The organism is Methylobacter sp. (assembly GCF_023227905.1).
In the GTDB taxonomy this organism is placed as follows: Bacteria; Pseudomonadota; Gammaproteobacteria; order Methylococcales; family Methylomonadaceae; genus Methylobacter_A.
The window spans coordinates 65,720-83,706 of the sequence record NZ_JALOCF010000008.1 but is presented as its reverse complement, the minus strand read 5'-3'; the positions used below and the strand labels follow the sequence as shown (position 1 = coordinate 83,706).

The window sequence follows — 17,987 nt, the reverse complement described above, 5'->3', positions numbered from 1 at the left end:
AACATATACCACAACCCCCGGTGAAAGCGTAATGGGGATTGCATTAAGGCAGCTTGGCGATGAGACGCGCTGGGGAGAAATAAAATTTCTTAATGCTGACCGATTCCCCGCCATAGCGCCACACAGTTACTATCCTGTAGGAACGGTACTAAAGATGCCTCCCAAACAAGGATGGAACCATAAGTGTGCATAACGTAAAGCTAACCGGGCGCGGCACGGAAAGCTGAAAAAATAAAACCGCATTATAACCGCGCTCCGGTTGAGCGCTCGGTTAGGGTTAGAAGCATGATTGAATGCCCCATATCTCGAATTGCACACCAGTCATCCATAAGCAAAAAAGTGTAAAAGTTGCAATGGCTAACCCTTGTGCAACGCGATGGACTGATTTTGACATCAAGCCAATTGCAGCGCCACCTGAGGCCGCACTGAGAAGCAAAGGAAGAAGGCCAAAACTTTCCAATTGCAGTGCGCGAACTGGGTTGCCAAACGATCCGCCCTTTGGATCACCAGCACACCCGGCCTTGAACATGATGAAGAGCAGCAAGGCCGCGCCAATGGTTGATAACAACCCAAAACCAACAGGCAAATATTTTTGAGCACAAAATGCCATCTGGGATAAGCCCTAACGTAGAGCTAACCGGGCGCGACCCGGAAAGCTGAAAAATAAAACCGCATTATAACCGCGCTCCGGTTGAGCGCCATGTTAGCGAAGTAACCACCTAAAGCCGGAAGGTGTTTTAAAGAAGCTCAAGGAGGCGGTGCTACAATTACCAGGTAGTCTACATCGCTAAATACCGATTGGCCAATGGTGCGTTCGCGCCCGAATGTTAGCGTGGTTTAGGAATACGTCGGTGCTATTGGTGAAGTCAGGCTCCCTGACTATCCCGTTTGAGAGAGTGATTCACAAGACGTTTCCCCAGTGATGTAGGCTTTTCCTATTCTAATAGGGGGGTATCGTTATGAGCAAAATCAAGAACCATTTTGAACTCACCCATCCCAACGCGGCGGGTATCGACATTGGCGCCTCCAGCCATTTCGTGGCAGTGCCACCAGGCAGGGACGAGCAACCCGTGCGTGAATTCCTGAGTTTTACCGCTGATCTTTATGCACTGGCCGATTGGTTGACTGCGTGTGACGTGGATACGGTGGCGATGGAATCCACCGGCGTGTATTGGATTCCTCTGTTTGAGCTACTGGAATCGAAGGGTTTTACCGTTTATCTGGTCAACGCACGCCATGTGAAAAATGTTTCCGGGCGTAAATCGGACGTACTGGATTGCCAGTGGTTACAACAGTTGATGAGTTTTGGCCTGCTGTCGGGCGCATTTCGACCGCAGGGTGACTATTGTGCATTGCGGGCAGTGGCTCGGCTAAGAGAAATGCTACTGCGCAATCAAGCCAAGCACATTCAGCATATTCAAAAAGCTTTGCTGTTGATGAATCTACTTCTAACGGAAGTGATTTCCGATGTGGTGGGCGAAACGGGGCAGAAAATTATTCGTGCCATTCTGGCAGGCGAACGTGATGGCCAGGTCTTGGCAAAATACCGTAATCATCACATCAAAGCCAGTGAGGAGGAGATCGCCAAAGCCTTGCAGGGCAACTGGCGGGAAGAGCATCTGTTCGCCCTGAAACAAGCCGTGGCCTTGTACGATGCTTATGCCGTACAGATCCTGGAATGCGACAGGCAACTGGAAAAAATGCTCAAAGACCTCGCCCGCAACGATCTGAAAGCCGATAAACCCAAGCGGCGCGGTGGCAAGTCCAAGAATGCGCCGAACTTCGATGCCAGAACGCTGTTGATGCAAATGTGCGGTGTGGATTTAACGCGGATTGATGGCATTGATGTGACGACCGCGTTTAAGGTGGTGGCAGAAACCGGTGCTGATTTATCACGTTTTAAAGATGCCAAGCATTTTGCCTCGTGGTTGGGATTGTGTCCTGGAACAAAAATATCCGGCGGTAAGAAAATCTCGGCAGCAACGAGTCGCATCACCAACCGTGCTGCGCAAGCGCTGAAAATGGCGGCGGTAAATTTACGCGCCAGCCGATCGGCTTTAGGGGCGTACTACCGAAGACTTTGTGGTCGCATGGACAAAGCCAAAGCCGTCACCGCTTGTGCCCATAAACTGGCACGGCTGATTTATGCGATGCTCACCCAAGGGCAAGAATATGTGGATCAAGGTCAGGAATATTATGAAGAAAAATATCGCCAACGAGTCATTAAAAATTTAACCAAACGTGCTGAGCAGATCGGCTTTCAGTTAACTCCTATGCCAGAAAGCGTTTAAAAATGCTTTTTATAACAGTTGGTTGAAATGAGCTTCTTGAGAGGCGCATTTCTTAGAACGCTTACGAGCGACATAGAGGGCACATGAACCTGCGAAAATAACCTGGAGAATTATAGCGAGAGGCCAATAAAGGAGCCATTGCATTGGGAGGCCAGACGGGTCGCGGAAGAAAAGCGAAAAAACCGCTAGCACCACAAGCGCTAGACAAGAAGCAACGAACCCCGAGTGCCACACAACTCCTGAGAATTTCCCCAATGTTGCCACGATAGCCCACAGCAACAGCGGCGCAGCGTAAAAGAGGAACCCGCTGACAATATAGGCCAAGAACATTTCGATGCCAAAGGGTTCGCGCCCAAGAGCCAACACGAAGATGCCAACTGCCAGTAAGGCAGGGGCGCTGAGGTAGCTGAGCAGTGTGGTTCGCATCGTATGCGCCTAACGTAGAGCTAACCGGGCGCGGCTCGGAAAGCTGAAAAACAAAACCGCATTATAACCGCGCTCCGGTTGAGCGCCATGTTAGATCACGACCATGAAATATAGCTGGACGAAAGAGTCTTAAATCGAGAGTCAAAAACAGCCTTTCCTGTAGCAGGAAGATTTGCAATCAAAAAGTCGATGCATTCCTGTAGTCGTTGGTTAACAACGCCAGCCTTCAAAACTCCGAGCGCAAGACAGGCCTGTTGTCGGCAAACGTCGCGCTCTAGTTTTGCTTGAATTTCATATTGTGTAAGAGCAGTTAGCGCAGTCGGGGTGAACTGATCGCCAAGCAAGCCAAGGAGCCGATCATAGTAGACGCGGCCGCGAGGTGATACACCATTGCAGTACGACATACCCCTGCCGATGCGGCACATGAGGACAACCTTAATTAGCTTTGGCGCAAAGTTTTGGAGAATGTCCTGTTGTCCGTTTATGTAGGACGAGATGCTATCTGCAACGGGTGCTTCGTGATGGAAGTTATCCCAGCCATTATGCTTCTCAAGTAATTGATCAATTAGGCCATCAACAATAATTGCTCGTTCTGAGTTTGAGCGAAAAGCGTTTCCATTAACCGATTGGAAGAACTGCTCGCCAAGTTGGTATTTATCGCGATAGAGATTGGTGTTGTACCCTTCCAAGGTCAAGCCTAGTCGATACTTGGTATCGTCACTACTCGATTTCCAAACAGAGACGGCCAGCAAAGAAATATTCTTGCGTACTTGCGGGTCTGTATCGGGAGCAACGTAAATACCGAACATGGTTCGTAGAATATTGCCGCAGTGGTGCGAGGCCAATGCGCTAATTTTGTTTGCAATACTTGCCAGATTTGCGGGGTCAAGGAGTTGGGTGTATGTCTTCAGATTCTGAATAAATGCTTGCACCTGAAGAGCGGCCTCCGTCGGACGATCATTGAGTACGTCCTGAATACAGGTTTGCAGCCAACCTAGCAACTCAAAAGCATTGATGGTGTAGTTAGTAGGATGCGAAATGCCAATATCGTTTCGCATATCAAGAATATGCTTGAGCTTCTTGTGTGTAGTATCGCTGATTAGTTCTAGCTTTCTACAGGTATCAAGAAGCACCGCGTCCTTAAGGGAGCGAAGATCATCCTCGGTTTGATAAAACTCTCTTGCTTTTCCACCGATAGCGGCGTCGTAAAAAATATCCAGTCCATAGGCTATTGCCTTCTTATGTAGGTCAAGAACAACTTCATTCCAGATGGCATTTAGGGAATAGTCAAACAGGCCAAATCCAGCCCCCACAACGAATTTTGATAGATACCTCGCGCCCTGTTTGACTTCGGCGGGTAAAGACTCAATAAAGCCAGGAAGGTTCTGCCCGATGATTGCTCTTTGATCGTGTGCGGCAATAATGTTGTCGTGAGGTAATCCGATATTCTTCAAGAAATCTACGATGATCTGAGCTTGCGGGTCGACCAATTGCATTTGTGGCTTAGGAATGAGGCCATTCATTAACTTTTTCCTTATGTGCGATAGCGTGTGGTGCCGCTGTGATCTAACTAATATTAGACATCCTAATAGACGCCAAACATTGCGTCAAACTGTTGTCTAATTACTTATAAAAATGTAAAATTACTTTAATTTCATTAACCTAGAGAAATTTAGCACATCCTAAATTAAATGCAATACCCATCAGAGAATTTATCTAGGCAAGAGCCTAAGTTGCTTGATCAAGTCAGAGGCAAAATTCGCTTGAAGCATTATAGTATCCGAACTGAGCAAGCTTATACGGATTGGATTAAGCGCTTTATCCTGCATTTTGGTAAGAAACACCCGCGTGACATGGGCGCTGCTGAGGTGGGGCAGTTTTTAACACATTTGGCGGTTAATGGTCGAGTGTCGGCTTCTACGCAAAATCAAGCCAAATGCGCGTTGTTGTTCCTTTATAAAGAGGTGTTGGCAATTGAGTTGCCATGGTTGGGTAACGTGGAGCAGGCTAAGGTGCCTAAACGCTTGCCGGTAGTGTTAAATCGCGATGAGATTCAGGCGATTTTATCGCGGCTGACTGGTACGCAGTGGCTAATTGCAAGTCTGTTGTATGGAACCGGAATGCGGATTATGGAGTGTTTGCGCTTGCGTGTGCAGGATGTTGATATTAAACGGAGTGAGATTTTAATTCGTAACGGCAAGGGATCTAAAGATCGGGTGACGATGTTGCCATTGTCGCTGGTCGCGCCTTTACAGGCGCATTTGCTCAAGGTACGAGAGCTGCATGAAAACGATTTAACGCAAGGCTTTGGTGCGGTGTTTATGCCTTTTGCGCTGGAGCGTAAATATCCGGCTGCGGCAAAAGAATGGATTTGGCAGTATGTGTTTCCTGCGGCTAAATTATCGACAGATCCGCGCACTAAAATAGTACGCCGTCATCATGTGCCGGAGCAATCCATACAGCGGGCAGTTAAGCAGGCGGTACGTGATGCGGGTTTGACTAAAGCGGCCACGCCGCATACTTTTCGGCATTCGTTTGCAACGCATTTGCTGGAAGGCGGCTACGATATTGGCACGGTGCAGGAGTTATTGGGGCATGCTGATGTCAGCACGACAATGATTTATACCCATGTTTTGAATAAAGGCGGCAGAGGGGTGTTGAGCCCATTGGATCTTTTGACCAAGGTTGATTGAAACCGGCGGGTGGACGGATTGTCGGGATAGCCGTTTTTAAGATGAGTTATTTTATTGCAATAATTTGTTCTGTTTGGGATGTGGTGTAGGTGTTAAATGAAAAATAATGGCGTGGGCGATATGCAAGATTATCTGGATATTTGCATCGCCAGCCAGCAACTGACGGTTTATGCGGATGGTATGCCGGTGCAGCGCTATCCGGTTTCCACGGCTAAAAACGGTGCGGGCCAACTGATGGGCAGTGAGTGCACGCCTACCGGCTGGCATAAAATCAGGGCCAAGATTGGAGCAGGGCAGCCGTTAAATTCAGTTTTTATCGGCAGGCGCGCCACGGGGGAAATTTACAATGCGGATTTAGTTATGCAATACCCGCAACGCGACTGGATATTGACCCGGATATTGTGGCTGGGCGGCCTGGAGCCGGGCAAGAACCGCTACGGCAAGGTTGACAGCACTTGGCGGTATATTTATATCCACGGCTGTCCTGATCACTTAATGAACGGCAGGCCTGAATCGCACGGCTGTATCCGGATGAAGAATGCCGATGTGCTGGATTTGTTTAACAACATTGATGTTGGAATTAAAGTTTATATATATGAGTAATTATTTTTTTGTTATGGGGTTTGAATGTCGCGTATCGTTTTAGGCATTGAATACGATGGCAGCGGCTTTTCTGGCTGGCAGTGGCAAACCGAGCAACGCAGTGTCCAGCAGGCGCTGGAGCAGGCTTTATCGAAAGTCGCCAATCATAAGGTTACCGTGCAATGCGCCGGAAGAACCGATACCGGCGTGCACGCGCTCGAGCAAGTGGTGCATTTCGACGCAAAAGTGGAGCGCGAACTGCATACCTGGGTGCTGGGCGGCAACAGTAATCTGCCGGATGATGTCAGGATCACCTGGGTTAAACCTGCGGTGGGCGATTTTCACGCCAGATACAGCGCCATTGCCCGTTTTTACCGCTACGTCATTCTTAATCGGCCGATCAAATCGGCGCTGCTGCGCAATCAGGTGACTTGGCATCACAGTCCGTTGGATGCCGATAAAATGCATCAGGCGGCCCAGCATTTGATCGGGCATCATGATTTTTCCACATTCAGGGCGCAAAATTGCCAATCCAAAAGCCCTTGCCGGAAAATGTACTTTATTGATGTGTATCGGGACGATGATAAGGTCGTTATCGATATTTCCGCCAATGCTTTTTTGCATCACATGGTCAGGAATATTGCCGGGGTGTTGATCGACATAGGGGCCGGTAAGCAGGATGTAAACTGGACAAAAGAGTTGCTTGAGTTCAGATGCAGAAAGCTGGGCGGCGTTACGGCGCCTCCTTATGGTCTGTATCTGGGAGCGGTTTATTATCCCGAACATTACGGTATTACCAAGCATCCGGTGTTCGACAAATTGCCGGTTGATGCCCAGCGGCACGATTAGACTAAAAACCTTGCAAGCTTGTTTGCAATTGCCCGAATATCAAGTAGATTACCTTTCTTACAAATAAAAACGATGGTCAATATGTATAACTATTTGTCTTTTCAAATTCATGGCGGAGCCGATCACGGCGGCGGCATCGCAGAAAGTGTTGCAAGTTTGCTGGCTTTTTTCGAAGAGCTCTCATCTCATGATCCTGAGGGTATTTTTTCGGTTTTGCTGCCCGGCATCTCCAGCATGGATAACATTCATCCTATGTTGGTGCATTTTCCGCTCGCGTTTTTATCGGCTTTTTTTGTTTTGGATCTGGTCGGCACGCTGGCAAAAAAGCAACACTGGCGCAATGTCGCGAGCTGGCTGCTTTACTTGGGCGCCGTAAGCGCTGCCTTTACGGTGATGGCCGGTTTCATTGCTGCAAATACAGTGCCGCATGGGGATGATGTTCATGAAATCATGGAGCGGCATGAACATTTTGGTGTATCTGTGTTGTCTTTGGCGGCTTTATTGTCGGTCTGGCGCTGGAAAACCGGCGGAGTCATCCAAGGTGGGGCTAACAGTTTTTTTCTGATCTTAGCGGGCTTACTGTGTATTGTGATGCTGCTGGGTGCGGATTTAGGCGGGTTGATGGTTTATAAATACGGCGTAGGCGTTGATGCTGCCCAAATGCAGGATGCTGGTGCTCACGAGCATCAACATGATCACGAACATGAACATGAACATGAACATGAGCACCAGCATTAACATAAGCTATATGATAGACAGTTTCTCTGCTTTATCCATTGGCTGTGTTTTATGTGCGATGAAGCGGTTCATCGAAAATTTATTTTTAGCATAATATTTCGCTGGAACTTTGCTGTTTTCACTGAGAGCTTGTTTGGCATCCAAGTTCAAGCAAGCTGTGAAAAATCACGCAGCAGCTACTGCCACGTCCTTGCTTGTCACTCGCATTCTCTGAATAACTCCACGATTTTGAAAGTTTACATATTTATTACATAACATATTTCGTCAGAAACTTACTCATCGCCGCATCGATTTCATTGCGAACAAGGTTGTTGTGGTTTGCATAAACCAGATTAATGATTACCAACAAATCATCATGCTTTTTATGTTATTCTAGGCGGCTAGTTTTTTGGTTAAATTTCTCATATCACTTTATGCGAACTCGCGTTAAAATTTGCGGTTTTACCCAGGCCGAAGATGCAGTTTGTGCGGCTCAACTTGGCGTGGATGCAATTGGCCTGGTGTTTTATCCGCCCAGTCCGAGAAATGTTGATATTGATCAGGCTGCTGAAATTGTTAAGGCTTTGCCTGCGTTTGTGACGGTCGTGGCTTTGTTTGTTGATGAGCGGGAGTCGCGGATACGTGAGGTTCTGGAGCAGGTGCCGATAGATTGCCTGCAATTTCATGGTGATGAGCCGGCTGAAGCCTGCGGGCTGTATGGCAAGCGCTATATGAAGGCGATACGAATGCAGGACGGCATCGATGTTTGGGACTTGGCTCTGCAATATCATGACGCGGCAGGGTTGCTGTTGGATGCGTATCATCCGGGAGCGAAAGGCGGCACGGGCAGCCGGTTTAACTGGGATTTGATCCCCGAACATTGCGCTTTGCCAATTGTATTGGCGGGTGGCTTGGATATGAGTAATGCCAGACAGGCGGTACAGACAGTAAGACCCTATGCTCTGGATGTCAGCAGCGGTGTGGAATCGGAAAAAGGTATAAAGGATGCGCTTAAAATGGCGGCATTCATACGTGAAGTTAACGAGGGTGACAGAATAATAATATGACAGAAAAATATAATATGCCCGATGAACGGGGACACTTTGGCCCTTACGGTGGAATGTTTGTCGCAGAAACATTGATTCCACCGATTCAGGAACTGAATGCCGCTTATCAGCAGTATTTAAACGATCCTGAATTTATAGCGGAACTGGATGCTGATTTACAGCATTACGTAGGCCGGCCTTCGCCGTTATATCACGCCGAACGCTGGAGTCGTGAGCTGGGCGGCGCGCAGATTTACCTGAAACGGGAAGACCTGAACCATACCGGCGCACACAAAATAAATAATACCATCGGCCAGGCATTATTGGCTAAGCGCATGGGCAAGACCCGCATTATTGCTGAAACCGGTGCAGGTCAGCATGGTGTTGCGACAGCGACGGTTGCGGCAAGGCTGGGCTTGGAATGTGTGGTTTATATGGGTGCCGTTGATGTTGCCCGGCAATCTTTAAATGTGTATCGGATGAAGCTGCTGGGCGCGAAAGTCGTCGCTGTTGAATCCGGTTCCAAAACCCTAAAAGACGCATTGAACGAAGCGCTCAGAGACTGGGTGACTAACGTCGATAACACTTTTTATATTATCGGTACGGTTGCGGGTCCGCATCCTTATCCTGCGATGGTCAGAGATTTTCAGGCCATCATCGGCCGTGAAGCAAGACAGCAATGTCTGGATCAGGCGGGACGTTTGCCTGATGCCTTGGTTGCCTGCGTTGGCGGTGGGTCAAATGCAATCGGGCTATTTTATCCTTTTATTGACGACCGTTCGGTAAAAATGATCGGCGTTGAAGCGGCTGGCGACGGTGTTGAAACAGGTCGCCACTCTGCGCCTCTATGCGCGGGTCGTCCCGGCGTATTGCATGGCAACCGGACTTATCTGATGGAAGATGACGACGGCGAAATTATCGAGACGCACTCCATTTCGGCCGGTCTGGATTATCCCGGTGTCGGCCCTGAGCATGCTTGGCTGAAAGATACCGGCAGAGCTCAATACGTCAATATTACCGATAATGAAGCGTTGGAAGGCTTTCATGCGCTAACCAGAATGGAAGGCATTATTCCGGCATTGGAATCGAGTCATGCGATGGCTTACACCATGAAGCTTGCGCCTACTATGAAAAAAGATGAAATTATCGTTGTCTGTCTGTCCGGTCGTGGCGATAAGGATATGCAAACGATGGCTCAACGCGAGGGGATAGAACTGTGAGTCGATTAGCCGCTACATTTGAACAACTAGCAAAAGCAGGCCGCAAGGCGCTAATTCCATTTGTTAGCGCAGGCGATCCCAGGCCTGATTTCACCCTGCCGTTGATGCATGCGATGGTCGAGGCCGGCGCTGATGTTATCGAGCTGGGCGTGCCGTTTTCCGATCCGATGGCGGACGGCCCGGTTATTCAGCGAGCCAGCGAGCGCGCTTTGGACCATAAAATGAGCTTAAGACGCACATTGGCTATCGCGGCAGAGTTTAGAAGAACCAATCAACAAACGCCGGTGGTGCTGATGGGTTATGTGAACCCTATTGAAGCCATGGGCTACGAAGAGTTTGCCAATGCCGCGCAACGGGCCGAGGTTGATGGCGTTTTAACCGTTGATTTGCCGCCGGAAGAAGCGGATGAATGCGTTGCGCTGTTAAAGGCGCGCGACATCGATCCGATTTTCCTGTTAGCGCCTAACAGCAGCGATGACCGAATTAGGAAAATGGATGCAGCCGGTAGCGGTTATATCTATTATGTTTCGCTAAAAGGCGTAACTGGCGCAGGGCATTTGGACGTTAAGGATGTAGAAACCAAGCTCAACCAAATCAGGGCAAATACGCATTTGCCTGTGGCGATCGGTTTTGGCGTCAAAGACGCACAAACTGCGAAGACAGTTGCAAATTTGGGAGACGGCGTGGTTATCGGCAGCGCTCTGATCAGCAAAATCGAAGCAAATCTGGATGATCCTGAACGCGCCCAAAAAGAGATAGTCGAGTTATTGGGAGCGATGCGTCAGGCCATGGATAGCTAAAAGACAAGGTTTAGAATACGATGATGAAATACGACGGGGCATGCGAATGAGTTGGTTTGAGAAGTTAATCCCTTCAACAATTAGAACCGAAGGGTCAAATAAAAAGGGCGCTGTGCCCGAAGGATTGTGGAATAAGTGCCCTAGCTGTAATGCAATCCTTTATAACATTGAGCTAGAAAGGAATTTTAGCGTTTGTCCAAAATGTGATCATCACATGCGTATTTCGGCCAGAACGCGCTTGAATATGTTCCTGGATGAGGGCGGTCATGAAGAGATAGGCAAAAATGTTAAGCCTGTCGATCCGTTAAAGTTCAAAGATAGTAAGAAATATAAGGATCGTATCACTCAAGCGCAAAAGCAGAGCAAGGAAAATGATGCGCTGGTCGTGATAAAAGGCCAGCTTAAAGGCCAGGATATTGTTGCAGCCGCCTTTGATTTCAGCTTTATGGGCGGGTCAATGGGGTCGGTGGTCGGCGAAAAGTTTGTCCGTGGCATCAGCAAGAGCCTGGAATTGGGCGTACCGTTTATCGTATTTACGGCCAGTGGTGGCGCACGCATGCAGGAATCGCTGTTTTCATTGTTCCAGATGGCGAAAACCAGCGCGGCATTAACCAAGCTGCCCGAAGCGGGACTTCCGTACATTTCGTTTATGACCGATCCGACCATGGGCGGCGTTTCAGCCAGTTTGGCCATGCTGGGCGATATTAATGTCGCCGAGCCCAATGCTTTGATTGGTTTTGCAGGTCCTCGCGTCATCGAGCAAACCGTCCGGGAAAAGCTACCGGAAGGTTTTCAACGTAGCGAGTTTCTACAAGAGCATGGCGCTATTGACATGATTGTCGATAGGCGTGAGATGCGTGATAAAATAGCCGATATTCTAGCTTTGCTGATGGCGGGTAGAAACATTCCAGCGCAACGTTTTAGTGTCGAGATGGAAGTTGTGGCTGTTGAAGATGAAGCGGGTGATGTTGATCATCACCCGGATCAGGAAGACTGATTTTTTAATACCGGTTAATGATACATTTTGACTCGCTACAGGATTGGCTGAAGTGGCAGGAGAGCTTACATCCTTTAGTGATTGATTTGGGATTGGAGCGGGCGGCACGGGTCTTTCATGCGCTTAACCCTGATTATATTAAGCCTCCAACCATTACTGTTGCAGGAACCAACGGCAAAGGTTCGACAGTGGCTTATCTTGAGTCAATTTACACGGCGCAAGGTTATCGGGTAGGAGCTTATACATCGCCGCATATTCTGAAATATAATGAAAGAATAAAAATAGATGGCAAGCCGGTATCGGATGACGCAATTTGCGAAGCATTTGCAAGAATAGAGTCAGTACGTGGCGATACCTCATTAAGCTATTTTGAATTTGGCACGTTGGCGGCGTTGGATATATTCCACCGCGCCGGGGTTGATGTTCAGTTGCTTGAAGTGGGTTTGGGCGGTCGCTTGGATGCCGTCAATATTGTCGATCCCGATGTGGCATTAATCACCAGTATCTGCATCGATCATATTGAATGGCTGGGCGCTACGCGAGAAGCCATAGGGCGGGAAAAAGCAGGTATCTTTCGAGCCGCAACTCCGGCTATCATCGGTGATCCGAATCCGCCGGAATCATTGAGGCAGAGCGCTATTGAGCGGCATGCCTTGTCATATTGCATAGGTAAAGATTTTGGTTATAAAAAGCAGGCAACAGGATGGGATTGGTACTTTGCGGACCGGCAAATGTTACAATTACCGGAGCCCGGCTTAAAAGGAGAGCACCAATATCGTAATGCATCGGCGGTTATTTTGGCGGTGACCCAGATGGCCGCAATCCTGCCGGTCACTGAAGCATCGATTAAACAAGGGCTAAAAAATGTCCGTTTGGCCGGGCGGTTTCAATTGATCGAAGGCGAAATACCCGTGCTGCTGGATGTGGGGCATAATCCTCAGGCGGTCAGAACGCTGGCCGAATATGTGGCGACTGTTTTCCCCGATAGACGCATCCATGCGGTTTTTTCAATGATGAAAGATAAAGATATCGCTGGCGTTCTGGAAATTATGAATCATGTGGTTTATGACTGGTTTTTTGCGCCGTTGGCAAATCCTAGAGCGGCTACCGAATCCGTTATGCGCGATATTTTTTCACAAAGTTCGATAACCAATGTTTCGTTTGGTTTTTCCGGCTTTACTGAAGCATTTTCGGCAGCAAAAAACCAGTCGCAACAAGGTGATCTGTTATTGGTTTTTGGATCTTTTTTTTTGGTATCTGAGTGCTTGGTTGAATTTGAGAATAAGTGAGTAGACGAAATGGATCATGAATTAAAACAACGTTTGATTGGCGCCGTCGTTGTGACGGCGCTATGTGCTATTTTTATCCCCATGCTGTTCGATGATCCTGTCGATAATAGTGGTCAGCTTGTAAGCGAGTTGAATATCCCCGTCCCAGCCGAGTCAGGCGTAAACACAGCCGATAAACTGCCGACCAGCGCCGAGCAGGTTTCAAAGTTGCCGGATCCCGAGCCTTTAGCTACTGAAGCCGCTGGCGATACGCTTGAGAGTACAGGGGCTGCAGAAGAAATTATCGAAGAGTCTGCATCATCTGGCCAGCCTAAACAGGGAAATTCCGAAGAGACATTGTATGCTGAATCTGAAGGCTATACTCGCGAGGATGCCGGTGCGGAAGAAACTACTGAGCCGGAAAGTAACCAGCCAAAATCGCGGATAAAACAGCTTCCTGCTGAACAACCTTCATCCGCAGGCGCTACGGATGGCATTCGCAAAAGCGTAGCTCCAAAAGCACCACGTATAGAAGCGGTGGCTAAAGAGCCTGCAAAGGTTAAAAAAGCCGTAGAACCCGTACGGCCTACAGTTAAAAAACCTGAAGTTGAACCGGCGATAGCCAGTAAAGAAAATGCGACCAAAGCAGGGGCTTTACAGCCGGCTCTTAAGCAGCCAACTAGCGCAAAGAGCTTGGCCGCCGCTGTAGCTGAGGCAAAAAAACCGGCAGTTGCACCAAAACCAGCTGAAAAATTGGTGCGCTGGTATATTCAATTAGGTAGTTTTAGTAAAAAAGAAAATGCTATGTCGCTTTGGGACAGTTTGCATGACCAAGGCTTGCCTGCCTCATTGGATACCGTTCAAACAGATAAAGGAACTACATATCGGCTCCGAGTAGGTCCGGAACTTGACGGAAAAAAAGCGGCCGCAATGAAGGCAAGATTGGATAAATTGAATATAAAGGCAATCCTGATTTCCGAGTAATGCGCTTAGCAAAAGCATGATTTGGATAGATTTTACCCTTTTAGGGCTTGTTTTTATTTCCTTTGTAATCGGGCTGCTGCGCGGGTTTATCAAGGAAGTTTTTTCATTAGTATTCTGGATACTGGCAATCTGGGTGAGTTTAATGTTTAGTCGTGATTTTTCAGGTTTTCTGGAACCGACTATCAGCCACCCGCCAGCCAGAATAGTCGCATCTTTTGTGGCTTTGTTTGCTATTACATTAAGTCTTGGCGGTTTGATCGGTTTTTTATTGAGCGTATTGGCAAAGAAAACCGGCTTAACCTTCATGGAACGTTTCGGTGGAATGGTTTTTGGCGTTGTTCGCGGCCTGATCGTTGTTACTGTCGTTATCATACTGGCGGGATTGACACCTTTGCCTAAAGATTCCTGGTGGACAGAATCAACATTGATTCCACCTTTTCAATTACTCGCGGTATGGTTGCGGGATCATTTTTCGTCAGGTATGGCGGAATACATCATTTATCGTTAATTTCTTTCGTTAATCTCTACAAAACAATGCAGGTTAAAAAATAATGTGTGGTATTGCTGGTATCGTTTCACATCAAGCTGTTAACCAAGAGCTCTATGACGCTCTGACAGTTTTGCAACATAGAGGTCAGGATGCCGCGGGTATTGTGACCTGTGAAGCCGGGCGGCTGCATTTGCGCAAGGAAAACGGTCTGACCCGTGATGTTTTTACCAATGCCCAGATGCTGAAATTGAAAGGCAATATGGGTATTGCCCACGTGCGTTATCCAACGGCAGGCTGCACCAGTTCTGCAGAAGCACAACCGTTCTATGTAAACTCTCCTTTTGGCTTGACGCTTGCGCACAACGGCAATTTGACCAATACAGCGGAGTTAAAAAAGGCCCTGTTTGTAGAAGACCAACGCCATATTAATACCGATTCCGACTCAGAAGTTTTGCTGAATGTTTTTGCTCACGAATTGCAGAGTTTGGGTAAATTACAGTTAACTGTAGAGGATGTGTTTCAGGCGGTATCCGGCGTGCATCGCCGTTGTCGCGGGGCTTATGCGGTCGTGATTATGATTGCCGGATTCGGGGTCTTGGGCTTTAGAGATCCTCACGGCATCCGGCCGATAGTGTTTGGCGAAAGAAAAACCGAGCAAGGCTCGGAATTCATGATTGCATCAGAAAGTGTAGCGCTTGATGTGCTGGGTTTTGAAATTAATAGAGATATAGAGCCCGGTGAAGCGGTATTTATCGAAGAATCAGGCGTATTGCACACTAAACAATGCGCCGAAAGAATAGATCACTGTCCGTGTATCTTCGAGTACGTCTATTTTGCCAGACCGGATTCAATTATCGACCGTATTTCGGTTTATAAAGCACGTCTGCGCATGGGTGAAAAATTAGCTAAAAAGGTACAAAGAGACTGGCCTGACCATGATATTGACGTGGTTATTCCCATTCCCGATACCAGCAGAACCGCGGCTTTGCAGATGGCAAACCTGCTGGGCGTCAAGTACCGAGAAGGTTTTATAAAAAACCGTTATATCGGCCGAACCTTTATCATGCCGGGCCAAAAAATGCGGGAAAAGTCGGTCAGGCAAAAGCTAAACGCCATCGGCCTTGAGTTTGAAGGCAAGAATGTGTTGCTGGTCGATGATTCAATCGTCAGAGGCACAACATCCGCGCAGATTATCCAGATGGCCAGAGATGCCGGCGCCAAAAAAGTGTATTTTGCCTCTGCTGCGCCACCGGTTCGCTATCCTAATGTTTACGGTATTGATATGCCGGCTGCTCACGAATTGATTGCCCATGATCGTACTGAGGACGAAGTCTGTATAGCAATCGGCGCAGACCGGGTAATTTATCAGGAACTGAATGACCTGATTGATGCGGTGCGTAAAGGTAACCAAGATATCGGGCACTTCGATACCTCTTGCTTTAGCAAGGAGTACATTACCGGGGATATTGACGATGACTATCTGGAGCGCACCGAGGCTTTGCGGAATGACAGTGCGCAAACGCAAAGAAACTCGGAAAACTTCATTATCGAAATGCAGAATGGTGATTGATAAGTAAGGCTGAATAAAGGCAAAAGGCGAAGGACGAAGGGCAAAAAACAGACCTCAATGACCGGTCTTTGCCTTTCGTCCTTCGCCTTTTGCCTGCTCTTTTAACAAACAAAGACGTTAAAAATAAATGAAAGACACTAACTGGAATAACTACTCTCTGGAAACCCAAGCTATCAGAGCGGGGCATCAACGCACTCATGAAGATGAGCACAGCATCCCAATTTTTGCGACATCCAGTTATGTGTTCAAGAGTGCCGAAGAGGCTTCTTTACGTTTTACCGGACAGAAACCGGGCAATATTTATTCCCGTTTTACCAACCCGACGGTTAGTGCCTTTCAGGAAAGGCTGGCATTGATGGAGAAAGGCGAACGCTGTTTGGCGTTCTCATCCGGTATGGCGGCTATTATGGCGGTCGGTATGGGCTTGCTTAAAGCCGGGGATCATGTGGTCTGTTCGCGCGGCGTGTTCGGCAATACCGTATTGATGTTCCAGAACTACTTTGGTAAATTCGGGGTTGAGACTGATTTTGTCGACTTGATCGATACCGCAGCCTGGGAAGCGGCAATTAAGCCGAATACCCGCTTTTTATTTCTGGAAACCCCGTCCAACCCGTTGATTGAAATTGCCGATATTTCAGTGCTTGCGGATATCGCCCATAAACACGATTGCTTACTGATTGTTGATAACTGTTTTTGTACGCCTGTCTTGCAAAAGCCGTTGGAACTGGGCGCGGATATCGTTGTTCATTCGGCAACAAAATATATAGACGGGCAGGGCCGTTGTGTCGGCGGTGCAGTCGTTGCCAGTGAAGAAATCATAGAAAAATATATTTATCCATATCTTCGCACCGGCGGCGCGACCATGAGCCCTTTTAATGCCTGGGTATTTTTATCCGGCTTGGAAACGCTGGCGATCAGAGTCAAAGCGCATTGCGACAACGCTTTTGAGCTGGCCCTTTGGCTGGAGCAACAGGCCGGTGTCGCCAAGGTTCATTATCCCGGTTTGCCATCGCATGCTCAGCACGAGCTGGCCAAGCGTCAGCAAAGCCATTTCGGCGGTGTAGTCAGTTTCGAATTAACCGGCGGCAAAGAGCATGCCTGGAAGCTGATCGACGCCACTGAAATGCTGTCGATTACCGCAAATCTGGGCGATGTTAAAACCACTATTACGCACCCGGCAACCACTACCCATGGCCGTTTGACGCCGGAGGTCAGGGCGGCGGCCGGTATTAAGGACGGCTTGGTCAGGGTTTCAGTCGGACTGGAAAATATTGAAGATATTAAAAACGACCTTTTAAGAGGTTTGTAAAACCAGATAAGAGAGCCATGTGGCGGATTTGGTGCGGATCAGGGAATAATAGTTCCTTGATCCGCACCGCTGGCATTAATCGGTTTTTTATTGCCGGACTTGTCAATACTGACAAAAGTAATATTGGTTTCAAAAACATGGGCAACGCAGCCGGTGTCGCGATCCTCGCAGGAAACTTTAACATTATAAGTCGCCGACGTGTTACCGAGCCTGATCAATTTCGATTCAAACTTCAGGATGGAACCGAGCTTGATGCTCTGTTTGAATACCACATTGTCCAGCCCAATCGTGACAAATTCATGGCCCGGAAACTGGAGATTGGCTGCGATATAGCCAATCTCGTCGATCCACTGCAACAGATTGCCGCCGAATAAATAACCGTAATGATTTAAATGTTGGGGTAAAACCAGTTTATAGTGATCCATCGGATGTCTCCTCGTTGATCAGTATTAAGGTTTAATACGTGAAGATCGTTGCTTTTAAGAGCTTGGCGACAATAAGGCATCCAGCTTCTTTTGCTGATCCAGCGCATACAGCTCGTCAAAGCCTCCGACATGATAATCGCCGATATAGATTTGCGGTACCGTCCTGCGGTTTGTTTTGCGCATCATCTCTTCCCTTAAGCCGGGTTTGGAATCCACATTGATTTCCGTATAAGAAGCGCCTTTTTTGTCGAGCAGGCGTTTTGCCATTATGCAATAAGGGCAAATGTTGGTGGTGTAAAGCAGTATTTCCGGCATATTTT

Annotated in this window: 19 protein-coding genes; 14 read left to right on the top strand and 5 right to left on the bottom strand. The window is 48.0% G+C overall.

What is annotated here, in order from left to right:
- Positions 1-277: 277 nt before the first annotated feature.
- Complete coding sequence (locus M0R47_RS05335) at positions 278-610, bottom strand: hypothetical protein (RefSeq protein ID WP_292551352.1); 333 nt, start codon at positions 608-610, stop codon at positions 278-280.
- A gap of 349 nt (positions 611-959) precedes the next feature.
- Between M0R47_RS05335 and M0R47_RS05330 the strand changes: the two genes are divergently transcribed.
- Entirely contained in the window at positions 960-2,291 is a 1,332-nt protein-coding gene (locus tag M0R47_RS05330; protein ID WP_292551349.1) for an IS110 family transposase, read from the top strand.
- A 9-nt stretch (positions 2,292-2,300) separates the two neighbouring features.
- Here the strand turns inward: M0R47_RS05330 and M0R47_RS05325 are convergent, their stop codons facing one another.
- Both M0R47_RS05325 and M0R47_RS05320 read right to left on the bottom strand, forming a co-directional pair.
- On the bottom strand, positions 2,301-2,717 hold the full coding sequence (locus tag M0R47_RS05325; protein WP_292551346.1) for a hypothetical protein: 417 nt from the start codon (positions 2,715-2,717) through the stop codon (positions 2,301-2,303).
- Between the two features lie 95 nt (positions 2,718-2,812).
- Entirely contained in the window at positions 2,813-4,240 is a 1,428-nt protein-coding gene (locus M0R47_RS05320; protein WP_292551343.1) for a hypothetical protein, read from the bottom strand.
- Between the two features lie 168 nt (positions 4,241-4,408).
- Between M0R47_RS05320 and M0R47_RS05315 the strand changes: the two genes are divergently transcribed.
- From M0R47_RS05315 to M0R47_RS05255, 13 genes are all read left to right on the top strand, one after another.
- Complete coding sequence (locus M0R47_RS05315) at positions 4,409-5,410, top strand: integron integrase (RefSeq protein WP_292551342.1); 1,002 nt, start codon at positions 4,409-4,411, stop codon at positions 5,408-5,410.
- Positions 5,411-5,506: 96 nt separating this feature from the next.
- Positions 5,507-6,013 (top strand): L,D-transpeptidase, encoded by a 507-nt coding sequence (locus M0R47_RS05310; protein WP_292551339.1) that lies wholly within the window; start codon positions 5,507-5,509, stop codon positions 6,011-6,013.
- A gap of 24 nt (positions 6,014-6,037) precedes the next feature.
- On the top strand, positions 6,038-6,841 hold the full coding sequence (truA, locus tag M0R47_RS05305) for a tRNA pseudouridine(38-40) synthase TruA (protein ID WP_292551335.1): 804 nt from the start codon (positions 6,038-6,040) through the stop codon (positions 6,839-6,841).
- A gap of 81 nt (positions 6,842-6,922) precedes the next feature.
- The gene (locus M0R47_RS05300) at positions 6,923-7,579 is read left to right on the top strand and encodes a DUF2231 domain-containing protein (RefSeq protein ID WP_292551332.1); all 657 of its coding nucleotides are present in this window, start codon (positions 6,923-6,925) and stop codon (positions 7,577-7,579) included.
- 413 nt (positions 7,580-7,992) lie between these two features.
- Positions 7,993-8,625 (top strand): phosphoribosylanthranilate isomerase, encoded by a 633-nt coding sequence (locus tag M0R47_RS05295; RefSeq protein WP_292551329.1) that lies wholly within the window; start codon positions 7,993-7,995, stop codon positions 8,623-8,625.
- Positions 8,622-9,824 (top strand): tryptophan synthase subunit beta, encoded by a 1,203-nt coding sequence (gene trpB, locus M0R47_RS05290; RefSeq protein WP_292551327.1) that lies wholly within the window; start codon positions 8,622-8,624, stop codon positions 9,822-9,824. The genes M0R47_RS05295 and trpB overlap by 4 nt, the downstream gene beginning before the upstream one ends.
- A complete protein-coding gene (trpA, locus tag M0R47_RS05285; RefSeq protein WP_292551324.1) occupies positions 9,821-10,624 on the top strand; it encodes a tryptophan synthase subunit alpha in 804 nt (267 codons plus the stop codon). Before trpB ends, trpA begins: the two co-directional genes overlap by 4 nt.
- Positions 10,625-10,664: 40 nt before the next feature.
- Positions 10,665-11,621 carry an acetyl-CoA carboxylase, carboxyltransferase subunit beta gene (accD, locus tag M0R47_RS05280; RefSeq protein ID WP_292551321.1) on the top strand — a complete coding sequence of 319 codons (957 nt, stop codon included), beginning with the start codon at positions 10,665-10,667 and terminating at the stop codon, positions 11,619-11,621.
- Positions 11,622-11,638: 17 nt separating this feature from the next.
- Positions 11,639-12,910, top strand: a complete 1,272-nt coding sequence (folC, locus tag M0R47_RS05275) for a bifunctional tetrahydrofolate synthase/dihydrofolate synthase (RefSeq protein ID WP_292551319.1) — start codon at positions 11,639-11,641, stop codon at positions 12,908-12,910.
- 207 nt (positions 12,911-13,117) lie between these two features.
- Positions 13,118-13,873, top strand: a complete 756-nt coding sequence (locus M0R47_RS05270) for an SPOR domain-containing protein (RefSeq protein WP_292551317.1) — start codon at positions 13,118-13,120, stop codon at positions 13,871-13,873.
- 16 nt (positions 13,874-13,889) lie between these two features.
- Positions 13,890-14,381, top strand: coding sequence for a CvpA family protein (locus M0R47_RS05265; RefSeq protein ID WP_292551315.1), 492 nt, complete (start codon positions 13,890-13,892; stop codon positions 14,379-14,381).
- Positions 14,382-14,424: 43 nt separating this feature from the next.
- Entirely contained in the window at positions 14,425-15,933 is a 1,509-nt protein-coding gene (purF, locus tag M0R47_RS05260; protein WP_292551313.1) for an amidophosphoribosyltransferase, read from the top strand.
- Between the two features lie 127 nt (positions 15,934-16,060).
- Positions 16,061-17,242: an O-succinylhomoserine sulfhydrylase gene (locus M0R47_RS05255; RefSeq protein ID WP_292551310.1), complete on the top strand. Its 1,182-nt coding sequence runs from the start codon at positions 16,061-16,063 to the stop codon at positions 17,240-17,242.
- Positions 17,243-17,280: 38 nt separating this feature from the next.
- Here M0R47_RS05255 and M0R47_RS05250 read toward each other — a convergent pair whose 3' ends face one another.
- Positions 17,281-17,667, bottom strand: a complete 387-nt coding sequence (locus M0R47_RS05250; protein WP_292551308.1) for a hotdog domain-containing protein — start codon at positions 17,665-17,667, stop codon at positions 17,281-17,283.
- A gap of 54 nt (positions 17,668-17,721) precedes the next feature.
- Entirely contained in the window at positions 17,722-17,982 is a 261-nt protein-coding gene (grxC, locus tag M0R47_RS05245) for a glutaredoxin 3 (RefSeq protein ID WP_292551306.1), read from the bottom strand.
- Positions 17,983-17,987 lie beyond the last annotated feature (5 nt).